At 72.3% G+C, this 14,821-nt stretch carries 11 protein-coding genes; 4 read left to right on the plus strand and 7 right to left on the minus strand.

From position 1 onward, the window contains the following. Positions 1 to 204: 204 nt before the first annotated feature. Positions 205 to 1,728 (minus strand): CehA/McbA family metallohydrolase, encoded by a 1,524-nt coding sequence (locus ABZ840_RS14265; RefSeq protein WP_361558477.1) that lies wholly within the window; start codon positions 1,726 to 1,728, stop codon positions 205 to 207. A gap of 162 nt (positions 1,729 to 1,890) precedes the next feature. On the opposite strand from ABZ840_RS14265, the gene ABZ840_RS14270 reads away from it, so the two are divergent. Beyond that, positions 1,891 to 2,715, plus strand: coding sequence for an LLM class F420-dependent oxidoreductase (locus ABZ840_RS14270; protein WP_361558480.1), 825 nt, complete (start codon positions 1,891 to 1,893; stop codon positions 2,713 to 2,715). Between the two features lie 187 nt (positions 2,716 to 2,902). Next, positions 2,903 to 5,557 (plus strand): bifunctional FO biosynthesis protein CofGH, encoded by a 2,655-nt coding sequence (locus ABZ840_RS14275; RefSeq protein ID WP_361558483.1) that lies wholly within the window; start codon positions 2,903 to 2,905, stop codon positions 5,555 to 5,557. Positions 5,558 to 5,595: 38 nt separating this feature from the next. On the opposite strand, the gene ABZ840_RS14280 is transcribed toward ABZ840_RS14275, so the two are convergent. Next, positions 5,596 to 5,853 carry a hypothetical protein gene (locus tag ABZ840_RS14280; protein ID WP_361558486.1) on the minus strand — a complete coding sequence of 86 codons (258 nt, stop codon included), beginning with the start codon at positions 5,851 to 5,853 and terminating at the stop codon, positions 5,596 to 5,598. A 234-nt stretch (positions 5,854 to 6,087) separates the two neighbouring features. Here ABZ840_RS14280 and ABZ840_RS14285 point away from each other — a divergent pair, with 234 nt between their 5' ends. Then, a complete protein-coding gene (locus tag ABZ840_RS14285) occupies positions 6,088 to 7,197 on the plus strand; it encodes an ADP-ribosylglycohydrolase family protein (RefSeq protein ID WP_361558489.1) in 1,110 nt (369 codons plus the stop codon). A gap of 145 nt (positions 7,198 to 7,342) precedes the next feature. Here the strand turns inward: ABZ840_RS14285 and ABZ840_RS14290 are convergent, their stop codons facing one another. The 3 genes from ABZ840_RS14290 to ABZ840_RS14300 all read right to left on the minus strand — a co-directional run bounded on the left by ABZ840_RS14290 (position 7,343) and on the right by ABZ840_RS14300 (position 11,409). Beyond that, a complete protein-coding gene (locus ABZ840_RS14290) occupies positions 7,343 to 8,899 on the minus strand; it encodes a sodium:solute symporter family protein (protein WP_361558491.1) in 1,557 nt (518 codons plus the stop codon). 361 nt (positions 8,900 to 9,260) lie between these two features. Next, positions 9,261 to 10,046 (minus strand): SDR family oxidoreductase, encoded by a 786-nt coding sequence (locus ABZ840_RS14295; RefSeq protein ID WP_361558494.1) that lies wholly within the window; start codon positions 10,044 to 10,046, stop codon positions 9,261 to 9,263. 148 nt (positions 10,047 to 10,194) lie between these two features. Continuing rightward, the gene (locus ABZ840_RS14300) at positions 10,195 to 11,409 is read right to left on the minus strand and encodes a PLP-dependent aminotransferase family protein (RefSeq protein ID WP_361558497.1); all 1,215 of its coding nucleotides are present in this window, start codon (positions 11,407 to 11,409) and stop codon (positions 10,195 to 10,197) included. A 200-nt stretch (positions 11,410 to 11,609) separates the two neighbouring features. On the opposite strand from ABZ840_RS14300, the gene ABZ840_RS14305 reads away from it, so the two are divergent. Next, the gene (locus ABZ840_RS14305) at positions 11,610 to 12,449 is read left to right on the plus strand and encodes a hypothetical protein (RefSeq protein ID WP_361558500.1); all 840 of its coding nucleotides are present in this window, start codon (positions 11,610 to 11,612) and stop codon (positions 12,447 to 12,449) included. A gap of 261 nt (positions 12,450 to 12,710) precedes the next feature. On the opposite strand, the gene ABZ840_RS14310 is transcribed toward ABZ840_RS14305, so the two are convergent. Both ABZ840_RS14310 and ABZ840_RS14315 read right to left on the minus strand, forming a co-directional pair. Continuing rightward, entirely contained in the window at positions 12,711 to 12,920 is a 210-nt protein-coding gene (locus tag ABZ840_RS14310; protein WP_361558503.1) for a DUF397 domain-containing protein, read from the minus strand. A gap of 292 nt (positions 12,921 to 13,212) precedes the next feature. After that, positions 13,213 to 14,079, minus strand: a complete 867-nt coding sequence (locus tag ABZ840_RS14315; RefSeq protein WP_361558506.1) for a helix-turn-helix transcriptional regulator — start codon at positions 14,077 to 14,079, stop codon at positions 13,213 to 13,215. Positions 14,080 to 14,821: the final 742 nt, after the last annotated feature.

Here is a 14,821-nt window from a genome sequence, read left to right on the forward strand (position 1 = left end):
CGAGGGCTGCTGAGGTGGGAGGGGGGAGGGGCTCCACGTAGCTGTACGTTTCCCTTCTCTCTCCCCCCGGGGGGGGCCTCCCCCCCCCGCCCCCACCCCACCCCCTCCTCCCCTCCCCGCCGCTCAAGGACAGCCCCCTCAAGGACAGCTCTCCGCGTCCCCCGCCCCGCCCCCGTCCCGCCCCTCAAGCCCGACCCGCCCCCCTCACCCCCGTCCCACGAACACAGGGTTGGTCAGGGCTGCCATCGGGCCCGGGAGGCCCGGAGTCGTCGCCGGGTGGCGGACCTCGGCGCGTATGTAGGCGGCGTTGTCGGCCGTGGTCCGCCAGACGACCGTGCCGGAACCGGACTCGGGCAGCGGTTCGGAGTACCGCAGGCCCTGGTCGGTGACGTACGAGACCGTGCAGCCTGGGGCGCCGCTCACCTCCAGCCGGGCGGTCACCGAGGACGTACCGGCCACCCGCAGCCGCTCGCCGATGCCGGCGTGCTCTCCGCGCTCCCCGGTGACGGTGAAGGAGAGGCCGATCTTCGCGGACTCGGCGATCCAGACGCGGCCCGCCCGTATGCCCGCCTGGATGGCCTGCCGGGAGAGGTCGTCGGCGAGGACGACGGTCTGCGGGAGGCCCACCACGTCCGGGTCGCGGTGGGCGTCGCTGTGGCCGACCGCGGGGAGCCACGCGCCGCGCCCCTGGGCGTGGGCGACCAGCGTGTTGTCCCACTCCGCGAGCGTGATCTCGTCGTCCGCGGTGTACGGGCCGTTCCACACCTCCACCGCGTCGGCCTCGTTCAGCCCGAACTTCCAGTTGCAGCCGATGCAGGTGGCGTGCGGGTGCGCGGGGATGACCAGGCCGCCCGCCCGGCGGGCGGCGCGTGCGAACTTCCCGAAGGCGTTGTCCCGGGCGCGGTACCGCCAGTCCACGAAGACGCCGGGGTCGGTGCCCATGGCGACCACGTGGCCGTTGCGCGTGGTGATCTCCTCGCCGGTGAGGATGAGGAGGTCGTCGCCCCACAGCCCCTCCCACGCGCCGTGGGCGGACGTGGTGTTGTGCTCGGTGGTGGTGAGGAAGTCCAGGCCTGCCGCTCTGGCGAGGGCGGCGATCTCCGCCGGGGTGCGTCTGCCGTCGGAGTGGATGCTGTGGAGGTGGTTGTCGCCGCGGTACCAGGCCCGGCCGCGGCCCTTGGCGCGCTCGGGCGGGTACACCGGCTTCGGCGTCTCGCCGGCCGCGCCGTACCGCAGAGTCACGGTGATCTCGTAGTCCATGCCCTGGGGCGCGACGGTGTAGGGGCCGAGGGCGATGTGCCAGGTGCCGGGTCGGACCGGGCCGGGGAGGTAGCCGGGCGTCGCGGCGTCGGCGCGGAGGAAGAACTCCGTGCGCGCCCCGCCGGACCAGCCGCGGAAGCCGGCGCCGCCCAGGTCCGTGCCGCGCTGGTCGAAGATGCCGATGTCGCAGGCGTTGCCGTTGGTGCCCGCGGGGACGGTCGGCTTGTCGTACCGGTACGACACGGCGATCTCGCGGACGCCGCGCGGGACTTCCACCGGGACGTACACGAAATCGGGCGCGCCCGTCGGGAGATGGCCGGAGACGATCCGGGTCTCCTCGGCCGGTCCGTCGTCCCCGGCGGATCCGTCCGTGCACGTCTCGGCGCCTGCGAAGTTCACGGGGCCGAGCGTAAGTGCTCCGGTGGCGCCCGCGACGGCACCGAGTCTCAGGATGTCGCGCCGGTCCATCGCAGCTCCTCCGTCGGTTCTTCCGGGTCTCTCCCGCGTCGTGTGAAAACTGTTGTACGCGGGTGTGACACAGACGGAAAGGCCTGTGGATAACCCGGCGAAGGTGCGGCAACATGCGCTCACCACCTTCCTGAACAGGACGGCCGACGCGGAGGCGACACCATGCGGATCGCGACCACGATCTTCCTGACCGACGAGACCATCCGGCCGGTGCGGCTGGCCGGCGAGCTGGAGCAGCGCGGGTTCGCCGGGCTGTATCTGCCCGAGCACACGCACATCCCGGCCTCCCGGGACACCCCGGCGCCGATGGGTGAGCCGCTGCCGCGCGAGTACGGCCGTACCCTCGACCCGTTCGTCGCGCTGGGCCAGGCGGCGGCCGTCACCGAGCGGCTGGCGCTGGGCACGGGCATCACGCTGGTCGCCCAGCACGACCCGATCGATCTGGCGAAGCAGGTGGCGACGCTGGACTTCCTCTCCGGCGGTCGGTTCACGCTGGGCGTCGGCTTCGGCTGGAACGTGGAGGAGGCCGCGGATCACGGCGTGGAGTGGTCGTCGCGGCGGGCGCTCGCCCAGGACCGGATCGCACTGATGCGGGCGCTGTGGGCTGACGAACCGACGGCGTACGACGGGACGTTCGGGTCGGTGCGGGCGAGCCACGCGTATCCCAAGCCGGTGAAGGGCGCGCCGCGCATCCTGGTCGGCGGCGCGGCGGGGCCGAAGCTGTTCGCGCAGATCGCGGAGTACGCGGACGGCTGGCTGCCGATCGGCGGCGGGGGGCTTACCGAGGCGGTGCCGGAGCTGCGCCGGGTGTGGACGGAGGCCGGCCGGGAGGGGGAGCCGGTGGTCGTCCCGTACGCGGTGCGGCCTTCGGCGGGGAAGCTGGCGCACTTTCAGGAGCTGGGCGTGGACGAGGTGGTGGTGCAGTTGCCGCCGGCGGGCGAGGGTGAGGTGCTGCGGACGCTCGACGCGTACGCGGAGCACCTGTGAGGCGGGTGGGGTGGGCCGCCGGGGAGGCGCGCGCGGTGCGGTGCCGGTGAGGTGCGTGCGGCGCGGGGTGGCCCGGCGCCTGCCCGGACGGCACCCGGAGGGAACCTCCGGCTGAGGTGATCATTAGCACACAAAACGGCCTCGACGGCCCGCCGGTCGCCCCGTCACCCGCTCGTATCCTCGGAGAATGACTTCCAGCCCGCAGGGACCCGAGCAGCCACCGCAGGGGGCCGAGCAGCCTCCGCAGGGAAACCGGCGCCCCGCGCCGACCGCGAACGCCATGCGCCGGGCGCTGAAGCGCGCACGGGACGGCGTGGCGCTGGACGTGACCGAGGCGGCCGTACTCCTCCAGGCGCGCGGCGACGACCTGGACGATCTGTGCGCCTCCGCCTCCCGGGTGCGGGACGCGGGGCTGGACGCCGCGGGCCGCCCCGGCGTCATCACGTACTCCAAGAGCGTCTTCATCCCGCTCACCCGTCTGTGCCGCGACAAGTGCCACTACTGCACCTTCGCCACCGTGCCCGGCAAGCTGCGCCGCGAGGGGCACGGAATGTTCATGTCCCCGGACGAGGTCCTGGACATCGCCCGCCGCGGTGCCGAAATGGGCTGCAAGGAAGCCCTGATCACCCTCGGGGACAAGCCGGAGGACCGCTGGCCCGAGGCGCGCGAGTGGCTGGAGGCCGAAGGGTACGACGACACGCTCGCCTACGTGCGGGCGATGGCGATCCGAATCCTGGAGGAGACCGGGCTGCTGCCCCATCTGAACCCGGGCGTCATGTCCTGGACGGACTTCCAGCGGCTCAAGCCGGTCGCGCCCTCGATGGGCATGATGCTGGAGACCACGTCGGAGCGGCTGTGGAGCGAGCCCGGCAATCCGCACTACGGCTCGCCCGACAAGGAGCCCGCGGTGCGGCTGCGCGTCCTGGAGGACGCCGGGCGCAGCTCCGTGCCCTTCACCAGCGGCCTGCTGATCGGCATCGGGGAGACGTACGAGGAGCGCGCGGACTCGCTGTTCGCGCTGCGCCGGGTCTCCCGGGCGTACCACGGCGTCCAGGAGCTGATCATCCAGAACTTCCGCGCCAAGCCGGACACCGCGATGCGCGGCATGCCGGACGCGGAGCTGGACGAGTTGGTCGCCACCGTGGCGGTCGCGCGGCACATCATGGGCCCGTCGGGGTGCCTCCAGGCGCCGCCGAACCTCGTGGACGCGGAGTACGGGCGGCTCATCGGGGCCGGCATCGACGACTGGGGCGGTGTCTCGCCGCTCACCCCGGACCACGTCAACCCCGAGCGCCCCTGGCCCCAGATCGAGGAGCTGGCCGCGCGCTCCGCGGAGAGCGGCTTCGAGCTGAAGGAACGTCTCGCCGTCTACCCGGAGTTCGTGCTGCGCGGCGAGCCCTGGCTGGACCCGCGGCTGGTGCCGCACGTACGGGCGCTCGCCGACCCGGAGACGGGCCTCGCGCGTGAGGACGCGGTGGTCGAGGGGCACCCCTGGCAGGAGCCGGACGAGGAGTTCTCGCTGCACGGCTCGGGCCGTACGGACCTGCACCGCACCATCGACACCGAGGGCCGCACCGGTGACCGCCGGAACGACTTCGACGAGGTGTACGGCGACTGGGAGGCGCTCCGCGAGGCCGCGGCGCCCGGCATGGTGCCGCAGCGCATCGACACCGACGTACGGGCCGCACTGAAGCAGGCGGCCGAGGACCCCACGAAGCTCGGCGACGACGAGGCGCTGGCCCTCTTGCACGCCGACGGGCCGGCCCTGGACGCGCTCTGCGGCATCGCCGACGACCTGCGCAGGGACACCGTGGGCGACGACGTCACGTACATCGTCACGCGCAACATCAACTTCACCAACGTCTGCTACACCGGCTGCCGGTTCTGTGCCTTCGCGCAGCGCCGTACGGACGCCGACGCGTACACGCTCTCCCTGGACCAGGTCGCCGACCGCGCCCAGCAGGCGTGGGAGGTGGGCGCGACCGAGGTGTGCATGCAGGGCGGCATCCACCCCGACCTGCCCGGCACCGCGTACTTCGACATCGCGCGGGCGGTGAAGGAGCGCGTCCCGGGGATGCACGTCCACGCGTACTCGCCCATGGAGGTCGTCAACGGCGCGACGCGTACGGGGATGTCCATCCGGGAGTGGCTGACCGCCGCCAAGGAGGCGGGGCTCGACTCGATCCCCGGTACGGCCGCCGAGATCCTCGACGACGAGGTGCGCTGGGTGCTGACCAAGGGCAAGCTGCCCACGGCCACCTGGATCGAGGTCGTCAAGACCGCCCACGAACTGGGTCTTCGCTCGTCCTCGACGATGATGTACGGGCACGTGGACCAGCCCCGGCACTGGCTCGGCCACCTCCGGCTGCTGGCCGACATCCAGCGCTCGGCACGGGAGAAGGGCGTCGAGGGCTTCACGGAGTTCGTGACGCTGCCCTTCATCCACACCAACGCGCCGGTCTACCTGGCGGGCATCGCCCGCCCGGGGCCCACCTCGCGCGACAACCGTGCGGTGACCGCGATGGCGCGCCTGCTGCTGCACCCGTACATCCCCAACATCCAGACCAGCTGGGTCAAGCTCGGTACCCAGGGCGCGGCCGAAATGCTGCGCTCGGGCGCCAACGACCTGGGCGGCACGCTGATGGAGGAGACGATCTCCCGGATGGCCGGGTCCAGTTACGGCTCCTACCGCTCGGTGCGCGACCTGGTCGCCATCGCCGAGGAGGCGGGGCGTCCGGCCCGCGCCCGGACGACCACGTACGGGCCCGTGCCGGAGGAGCGCCAGGAGGCGGCCAGGCGCTCCGACGGGCATCTGCCGGAGCTGCTGCCGGTGCTGGAGTAGCGGCGACGGGCCGCCCGGCCACCACCGGGCGGCCCGGCTCAGCCCTCGCCGCCGTGCTCCGTCTCGTGCTGGAGGATGCACTGCTGCCAGCGGGCCAGGGCCTCGGCCCGGTCGCCGCCGGCGTCCTCGGCCGCGCTGATGAGCGCGTCGGCCGCCATCGCCGCGAGCCGTACGGCGATGTGGCAGGTGTCGCGCTGGGGGAGCGGCCGCAGCAGCTCCACCGCCCCCTCGCTGTCTCCGGCCAGCGCGCACGCGACGACGGCCATGGTCGTGCGGTCCCACTCGTACTCGGACATGGACGGAGCATGCCCACAGCGGGGGCGGAGGATGACTGCTGTGCCCATATTGCACAGGTGAACGGAAAGTTCCGTTAACGATCAAAAGCCGCCTGATGGGTACCTCTTCGCATTCCCTTCCTGCCCGCTGATGGCTGAATCTTTGTCTATTACAGTGCCCTGCGTCAGACGGGCGTCAAAGGGCGCCGGGCGCGGCCGCACGGTCCGGGAGGGCGCAGTGCCGGGAGGGACACAGTGAGCGCGAACGCCATCTGGGGCCGCGCCGAGCAGCAGGACTTCCGCAGCCGGGTACGCGGCTGCCTCCTGGGCGGAGCGATCGGCGACGCCCTCGGGGCCGGCGCGGCGGGAGCCTCCCTGGACGCCCTCCGCCAGGCGCACGGCGCCGAGGGACTGACCGACTACGTGGCCGTCTTCGAACACCGCGGCGCCGTCACGGACGCCACCCAGCTCACCCTCTTCACCGTCGACGGCCTCATACGGGCTCAGGTACGCCGCGACACCGGCGCCTGGCACCCGCCCACCGACCTGTACCGCGCGTACCGCCGCTGGGCCGTCACGCAGCACGACTGGGGCCCGGACGAGCGCCGCTCGGACGACGGCTGGCTGGCCCGCGAGGAGTGGCTGTACGCCCGCCGCGACCCGGACCGCGACTGCCTCACCGGCCTCGGCGACCAGACCATGGGCACCTTGGACACGCCCCGCAACCCGCAGGCCGACGGCGGCGCCGCGGTGATGCGCTCGGCACCCTTCGGGCTGCTGGTCGGCTGGGAACCCCAGCTGGTCTTCCAGCTCGCCGTGGAGTGCGCGGCGCAGACCCACGGCCACCCCACCGGCTATCTGGCGGCCGGCGCGTACGCCGTGGTCGTCCACTCCCTCGCCCGCGGCGAGGACCTCGACAGCGCCGTCCAGAAGGCGCTGGCGCACCTCGCGACCCGCCCCGGCCACGAGGACACCACCGACGCGCTCAAGCGGGCGCTGGGCGCCGTGCGGCAGGGCATGCCCACCGCCGCCCGGGTCGAGTCGCTCGGCGAAGCCGGGCACGCCGGCAGCGCCCTGGCCATCGCCGTGTACTGCGCGCTGGTCGCCGAGGACATCCGGCACGGGCTGCTCCTCGCCGTCAATCACGGCGGCCCCTCCGACATCACCGGGGCGCTCTGCGGCAACCTGCTCGGCACGCTGCACGGCGAGACGGCGCTGCCGCCGGTCTGGCTGGTCGAACTGGAGGGCCGCGCCACCGTCCTCCAGCTCGCCGACGACTTCGCCATGGAGATGACCCAGGGCCCCGCCCTCCACGGCCCCGCCAACTCGGCCCCGGGCTGGCTGACGCGCTACCCGAGGGCGTAGCCCGGCGCCCGCTTCACCGGCCGTGCGCGGGTCCGGCATACAGGACCGGCGCGGGGCCCCTCCTACAGGATCTGCGCCAGGCGCTCCCGTAGGACGGGCCCCGACGGCCGTATCGGGGCCGGCGTCACGCAGCCCCCCGACGGCGTCACACAGGCTTCTCCTGCCCCTGCGGAGCGCCCTGCTCGGGGAGGGGCAGGGCCGCGGCGCCCTCGGGGCCGTCGCCGTCCCCGTCGGAGTTGATCCGGGCCAGTACCGCGTCCCGCTCCGGGGTGTCCTCCGGCTTCACCAGCCCGATCAGCGCGAACAGCACGAGCGAGACGGCGACCGGCGAGACGATCTGGATCTGCAGCGAGACGCCCGTGATCCCGTAGTTCGTCAGCCAGAAGGCGAACAGGCCCGCCGCCCAGGACGTGAGCGCCGCGACCGGCCCCGACCTGCGGAAGACCGGCAGCATGCCCAGCAGGAACGGGATCGAGATGGGCCCGACCAGGCCGGCCACCCACTTGATCACGACGGAGATGATGCCGGCGAAGGCCGGCGAGTCGACCTGCGTCGCGATCGCCATCGACAGGCCGAGGAAGGCCAGCGTCGACAGCCGCGCGGCGACCAGGCCCGCCCGGTGCGACCAGGCCCGGGCCTTCGCCGAGACGGCCGGCGCGATGTCCCGGGTGAACACCGCCGCGATGGCGTTGGCATCCGAGGAGCACATCGCCATCGTGTGCGAGAAGAAGCCCACGATGACCAGCCCCAGCAGCCCGTGCGGCAGCAGATGCTCGGTCAGCAGCGCGTACGAGTCCGACGCGTCCGGCTTCTGGGCCTTGACCAGCAGCGGCGCGACCCACATCGGGAAGAACAGCACCGCCGGCCAGACGAACCACAGCGCGGCCGACAGCAGAGCCGAGCGCCGCGCTTCATGGGCGCTGCCGGTGGCCATGTAGCGCTGCGCCTGGTTCCACATGCCGCCGCTGTACTCGAAGGTCTTGATGAACAGGTACGCGAGCAGGAAGGTCAGCGTGTACGGCCCCACGGTCGGTCGGGTGTGGGTGTCCGGCAGGTCGCCCCACACGGTCCACAGGGCGCTGACGCCGCCGAGTTCGGCCAGCACGGTCACCAGCATGGCCACGCCCGCCAGCAGCTGGATGACGAACTGGCCCAGTTCGGTGAGCGCGTCCGCCCACAGCCCGCCGACCGTGCAGTAGACGGCCGTGACGGCGCCGGTGATCAGGATGCCCTGGTTGAGCGACACCCCGGTGAACACGGACAGCAGGGTCGCGATCGCGGCCCACTTCGCGCCCACGTCCACGATCTTCAGCAGCACACCGGACCAGGCGAGCGCCTGCTGGGTGGGCAGGTTGTAGCGGGACTTGAGGTATTCGAGCGGCGAGGCGACGTGCAGCCGGGAACGCAGCCTGTTGAGCCGGCCGGCGAACAGCCTGGCCCCGATGGCGATGCCGATCGCGATGGGGAAGGACCAGGTGACGTACGAGGTGATGCCGTACTGGTAGGCGATGCCCGCGTACCCGGTGAACATCACGGCGCTGTACCCGGACATGTGGTGCGAGATGCCGGACAGCCACCACGGCATCCGGCCGCCCGCGGTGAAGAAGTCGCTCACGTCGTCGACGCGTTTGTGCGACCACACGCCGATGCCGACCATGACGCCGAAGTATCCGATGAGCACAGCCCAGTCGAGACCGTTCATGCCCCCTCCAAGGGGTCCGCCTTGTGAACGTGCAAGAACGCAACAGCACTTCGCCTCGGCGGCGCCCCCGTGCGGGAGTGGGGACTTCCGGGATTGAACCGTCGGTACGGGACCTGGTCAAGAGGGTTCGTAGGTCACGGATGTGAACCCGGGTCACCTAACCGAACGATTTTACTCTCTCTTGACCACACGCCTCGTTGTCGTGCGCGCGACGACGACCGCACCATGAGCGGACACTTCGCCAGGCTCCGCGCATGCGGCGGCACCACACGGGAGCGGGATCCCGTGCGGTGCGGAGAGGAGGTTGTTCGTACGGGGCGCCCTTGGGGCGCCCGGCCGGTCCGGCGCGCCCCGAAGCGCGTCACCGCATCAGCTCACCCGCGTTCACCAGCAGCGACTGGCCCGTGATGGCCCGCGCCCGGTCGGACGCGAGGAAGACCGCCGCCTCGGCCACATCGCCGTCCGTGGCCGGCTCCGGCAGTGCCATGCGCTCCGCGAGCCGGTCCCGCACCGCCGCCTCCGGCATCCCTTCGGCCGTCGCGGTCATCCGTACGTACGCCTCGACCGGCGGGCCCCACATCCAGCCCGGCTGCACGGTGTTCACCCGGATCCGGTCCGGGCCCAGTTCCCGCGCCAGCGAGTACATCGCGGAGACCAGTGCCCCCTTGGACGCCGCGTACGCCGCCTGCCGCACCTGCGAGGGCGCCGCCACCGACGACTGGGTGCCGATCATCACGACCGAGCCGCCGCCGCGCGCCCGCATCGACGGCAGGCAGGCCCGCGTCATCCGCAGCGTCCCGAACAGGTTGACGTCCACCACCCGCTGCCACTCGTCGAAGTCCGCGTCGCCCAGCCCGCCGAAGTGCCCGTCCAGCGCGGCCACGTGGACCACCGCGTCCACCCCGCCGAACCGTTCCTCCGCGAGCCCCGCAAGGGCCGTGCACTGCGCCTCGTCCCCGATGTCGGTCACCCGCCAGGCCGTCCACCCGCCCGCCGGATCGATGCGCTCGGCGCACGCCGCGAGCCGCTCCTCCGTACGCGCGCCCAGCACGACGGAGGCCCCGTCCCGTACGCAGGCCTCCGCGACCCGGAACCCCAGCCCCGGCCCCACGCCCGACACGATCACGGTCTTGCCCTGCAGGAGCATGCGAATCCCCTCCGGTCCCGTGCTGACGGGTCGTCAGCGTAGGACCGGAGGGGACCGTCACGGAAGGGTGCTGCCAGTGGCACCCGCCCCGGCGCCGCCCGGTGCGTATCACCAGAACATGGCCGCACACGGCGCTACCGGAGTCACCTCAGCGGAGCGCCGCGCCCAGCCGCCGCAGCCCCTCCCGGATCTCCTCCGGGGAGTGCGTCACGAAGGACAGCCGCATGGCACCCGCGTCGGCAGGGCCGGCGAAGAACGGCGCCCCGGGCACGTACGCCACGTCGTGCTCGACCACCGACGGCAGCAGCTCCGTCGCGTCGTACCCGGCGGGCAGCTGCGCCCAGACGAACATCCCGCCCGCCGGCCGGTTCCAGCGCGACCCCTCAGGCAGCGCGTCCGCCAGCCCCGCCAGCAGCGCGTCCCGCCGCTCCCGGTAGGCGCCGCACACCCGCTCCAGGTGCCCGGCCAGGTCCGCGTGGGTCAGGTAGTGCGCCGTCGCCGCCTGGTCGACCGTGGACGTGTGCAGGTCCGCCGCCTGCTTGGCGATCACACAGGCGCGCCGCAGCGCGGCCGGCGCCCGCAGCCAGCCCAGCCGCAGCCCGGGCGCCAGGATCTTGGAGAACGACCCGAGCAGCGCCGTACGGTCCTCGGCCCCCGGGAACGTCGCCACCCACGGCACCGCCTCGCCCTCGAAGCGCAGCTCCCCGTACGGGTCGTCCTCCACGATCCACATGCCGCGGCGCGCGGCGACCGCACCGATCGCGGTCCGGCGCTCGGCGGGCAACGTGCGCCCCGACGGATTCTGGAACGTCGGCACGGTGTAGAGCAGCTTCGGCCGCTCCCGGGCCACGATCTCGTCCAGCGCCTCGGGGATCAGCCCGTCGTCGTCGCAGGGCACGGGCACGACCCGGGCGCCCGCGAACGAGAAGATCTGCAGAGCCGCGAGGTAGCACGGGTCCTCGACCACGACCGTGTCGCCCGGCTCCAGCAGCCCGGTCGACAGCAGGGTGAGGCCCTGCTGCGAGCCGGTGGTGATCAGTACGTCGTCGGCGTCCGTGGGCAGACCGCGCCCGGTGGCCCGCTCGGCGACGATCCCGCGCAGCGCCGGGTCGCCCTCGGTGGTGGAGTACTGGAGCACCTGCCGCGGCCGGTCGGCCAGCACCCGCCCGAAGGCCTCGGCCATGCCGGCCGCGTCGAACAGCTCCGGCGCGGGCAGCCCGCCGGCGAACGAGATCACCTCGGGCCGTGCGGTCAGCGCCAGGATCTCCCGTACGGGCGAGGCCCCCGTCCGCGACGCCCGCCCGGCCAGCCCGGGAACGGGCGCCGCGGCGGCGAGGGTGGATGCGGTGGCGGTTTCCGGCATGACGGCAGACTCCATTCACTCGTCCCGCGCCAACGTCGTTAACAGACGTTAGCTGCAGAGGGCACGGAGCTTATGCGGGTATCCGCCCGGCGTGCACGGCTTTCCACATCCTGGGCGCCCGCGGGCGGCGCCCCCCCCCGCCCGCTCCGGTGCCGACGCGCCCCTCCCCATCTGACGCTGTGTCAGCTACACCTGTGCCCATGACCGAAGACACCAGGAGCGGAACGTACGGGGAACTGGCCGCCGTCGGGCCGTACGGAGTGCGCCCCGGGCACGCGCTGATCACCATGGTCGAGCCGCACCCCGGCCAGGAGCACGCCTACAACCGCTGGTACGAGGACGACCACTTCATCGCCGGCGCGATGGCCATGCCGTGGATCTTCGCGGGACGCCGCTGGGTCGCCACCCGCGACCTGCAACTCCTGCGCTACCCGGACCCGTCGGCGGTGGCCCGGCCGGTCACGGCCGGCTGTTACCTGTCCACGTACTGGCTCACCGAGGGCCGCTACGACGACCACATGCGCTGGACGGTGGCCATCAACCGCCGCCTCAACAGCGACGACCGGGTCCACCAGGCCCGTACCCACGTCTTCACGGCCTTCCAGGACCACGAGGCGACCGTGTACCGGGACGGCGCCGCCGGGCCGCGCGACTTCCACGCCCTGGACCACCCGTACGCCGGGCTGGTCCTCCAGGTGATCGACGCGGCAAAGCCCGGCCGGCGGGCCGAACTGCTGGAGTGGCTGCGGACGCGGCAGCTGCCGGCCCGGCTCGCGGGCTCACGGACGGCGCTCGTCACGGTCTTCCGGCCGACGCCGCTGCCGGCCGACCGGATGGCGTACGTGGCGCAGGTGGCGGGCGTGGACACCCGGCTGACGCTGCTGTGGTTCCTGGAGGCGGACCCGCGGGACTGCTGGGCGCACACCTTCGAGGGGCTGGACACCGAAGTGGCGGCGTCCGGGCTGGGGAGGGTGGAGCTGGTCGCGCCCTTCATCCCGACCGTGCCGGGGACGGACCGCTACGTGGATCAGCTGCGCTGACGGGCGGGGCGCTCGCACGGGGGCGGGCCGGTGGGGGAAAGGGCCGAGCCCCCTCGGCCGGGACGGCGATCCAGTCGAGAGGGCTCGTTGCGGTGGTGCGGTGTGGTGCGGTGCAGCGATGAAATTGTGTGTGGTGCGGTCGTGCTGTGGTGCAGTGATGCGCTTATGGAGTTGTGCGGTGGTGGAACGGTACGGGGAGGTGCTGAGGGGCAGTACGCGTGTGCAGGACGCGGACTTCTGAGAGGTGAGACGACGGCCCGCTCAGGCCAGGTCGTACGTACCGGCGCCGACCTCGGCCACGAACGTGCTCCAGGCGGCGCTGTCGAACGTCAGGCGAGGACCGTCGGGGTCCTTGGAGTCGCGCACCGCGATGGACTGGACGGCCGGCACGGCGATCTCGACGCAGGCTCCGTTGCCACCGGAGTACGAGGACTTCTGCCAGGAAAATGCGGAATTGGGCTGAATGGCCATGTTCACTCCGACTCACTCTGGGTTGCCGCGACTTGGCGCGGATTCGGTATGCATGACGCTACGCGCCAACATCACCGACGCCAGAGGTGTGTCACCCATTCGTATGGCATATTCCTTGATCTCTTTTCAGGGAAAGTGGAGCGGGTGTACCTTGCCCCACTTCCCTTCCGAAGTCCGCCTTACGGCTTTCCGCAGCCCGTCGCCCAGCCGTCCAGCAAGCGCCTTCCGGCCAGGTGACAGCGCTGGGGGCAGCCCCGCGAGGGCGTCCTTCGGGGCCGTCGGGAGGTCCGGCTCAATCCGTGCTGTCGGCGTGCTGCTTGGCGGCCTCGGCGATGAACTCCCGGCTCTGGTCGGCATTGAGGGCCTGCGCCCGCAGGTGCTCGTACATGATCGTGTACTTGTGCACGTCGTTGGTCTTCTCCAGGTACAGGTCGCTCGTGACGCCCTCGATGTAGACCACGCTGGAGTCGGCCGCGTCGTCGAACTCCAGGATCGAGAACGTGCCGGACATCCCGGCGTGCGCCCCGGTGTCGTACGGCAGCACCTGCACCGTCACGTGCGGCAGCCTGCTCATCTCCACGAGGTGTTCCAGCTGCTCGCGCATGATGAGGTGGCTGCCGACGACGCGGCGCAGCGCACTCTCGTCCAGCACGACCCACAGCCGCAGCGGGCTGTGCGGTTCGCTCACCCGCTCCTGGCGCCGCATGCGCACCTGGATGCGCTTCTCCAGCTGGTCCGGCGCCAGTTCCGGAACGGTGCCGGGGATCACGGACTCCGCGTAACCGGGCGTCTGCAGCAGCCCGGGCACGAGCAGCGACTCGTACACGCGCAGCGAGGCCGCCTCCGTCTCCAGACCGATGTAGACGCTGTACGGGATGTCGCCGAAGGCGTGCCACCAGCCCTGCTGGCGGGAGTCCTTCGCCATCTGCATCAGCGAATCGACGATGCGGTGATCCTCGACTTCGTACACGCCGCAGAGATCGCGGACGTCGCGCTGGCTGATGCTGCGACGCCCGTTCTCCAGCCTGCTGATCTTCGATTGCGAGACCAGCAGCCGCTCCGCGACCTCCTCCGCGGTCATGCCCTTGAGCTCCCGGAGCCTGCGCAGCTCCTGGCCCAACCGGCGACGCCTGACGGTCGGATTCACATTGGACGCCACGGGACGTGCACCTCCGGCTCCGGACTGCTGTTTTTTCCTGTTCAGCAGATTGCCACCACCGGTCGGCGCCGCGCTGGGAAATGGCCGGACAAGGTAGGTGCGGGTATGAGAGGCGCTACGGGATGCGGTGGGCCGGACCCCGCCACTGCGACGTACGGGCGGATACCGGGAGCGCGTACGGACGCGTCGCGGCGCCCGGTGAGCGGTACGCGAATCCGTACGCGGCGTGGGACCCGCCTGCGCGGGCGTGCGGCCCGTCCAGGGGCGCTCGGGCCCCGCCCGGGCGCCGGGCTCCGGAACGGCCCCGTCCGGCCCTCTCCGGCCCTCTCCGGTCCTGTCTCGCCCTCTCCGGTCCCGTTCCGGTCCGGCCCGGTCCCGTCCGGCCCCGGACATGCACGCGGGGTGGCGGGCCTGCCGTCGTCCGGAACGGCAGGCCCGCCACCCCGCGCTTGCTGCGGCTCCCGAACGGGACCTGGGGACGGTGCTGTCGGTGCTGGTGTCGGTACGGATGTCGGTACTGGTGCTGCGGTGTCGTGCCGGGTACTGCGTCGCCGGCTGTTCCGCCGCCGGGTACTCCGCGGGTACTCCGCGTCGGCGGGCGGTTCGTCGCCGGGCGCTGCGTTGCCGATGGTGTCGGTGTGGGTGAGGGGTGCTGCGTGGTCGCTGCCGCGGACGGGGGTTCCCGCTCGGGCGGCCGTCGCGCGCTGCTGCCGCGTGATCACCGCTCGTGCCGGTGCCGCCC

This window comes from Streptomyces sp. NPDC047117 (assembly GCF_040643545.1).
In the GTDB taxonomy this organism is placed as follows: domain Bacteria; phylum Actinomycetota; class Actinomycetes; order Streptomycetales; family Streptomycetaceae; genus Streptomyces.

Excerpts from the sequence above, each read along its gene's own strand:
- ABZ840_RS14290 (WP_361558491.1), bottom strand. The coding sequence starts at position 8,899 with ATGAACGGTCTCGACTGGGCTGTGCTCATCGGATACTTCGGCGTCATG.
- ABZ840_RS14280 (WP_361558486.1), bottom strand. The coding sequence starts at position 5,853 with ATGTCCGAGTACGAGTGGGACCGCACGACCATGGCCGTCGTCGCGTGC.
- ABZ840_RS14310 (WP_361558503.1), bottom strand. The coding sequence starts at position 12,920 with ATGGCCATTCAGCCCAATTCCGCATTTTCCTGGCAGAAGTCCTCGTAC.
- ABZ840_RS14295 (WP_361558494.1), bottom strand. The coding sequence starts at position 10,046 with ATGCTCCTGCAGGGCAAGACCGTGATCGTGTCGGGCGTGGGGCCGGGG.
- ABZ840_RS14265 (WP_361558477.1), bottom strand. The coding sequence starts at position 1,728 with ATGGACCGGCGCGACATCCTGAGACTCGGTGCCGTCGCGGGCGCCACC.
- ABZ840_RS14270 (WP_361558480.1), top strand. The coding sequence starts at position 1,891 with ATGCGGATCGCGACCACGATCTTCCTGACCGACGAGACCATCCGGCCG.
- ABZ840_RS14275 (WP_361558483.1), top strand. The coding sequence starts at position 2,903 with ATGACTTCCAGCCCGCAGGGACCCGAGCAGCCACCGCAGGGGGCCGAG.
- ABZ840_RS14305 (WP_361558500.1), top strand. The coding sequence starts at position 11,610 with ATGACCGAAGACACCAGGAGCGGAACGTACGGGGAACTGGCCGCCGTC.
- ABZ840_RS14300 (WP_361558497.1), bottom strand. The coding sequence starts at position 11,409 with ATGCCGGAAACCGCCACCGCATCCACCCTCGCCGCCGCGGCGCCCGTT.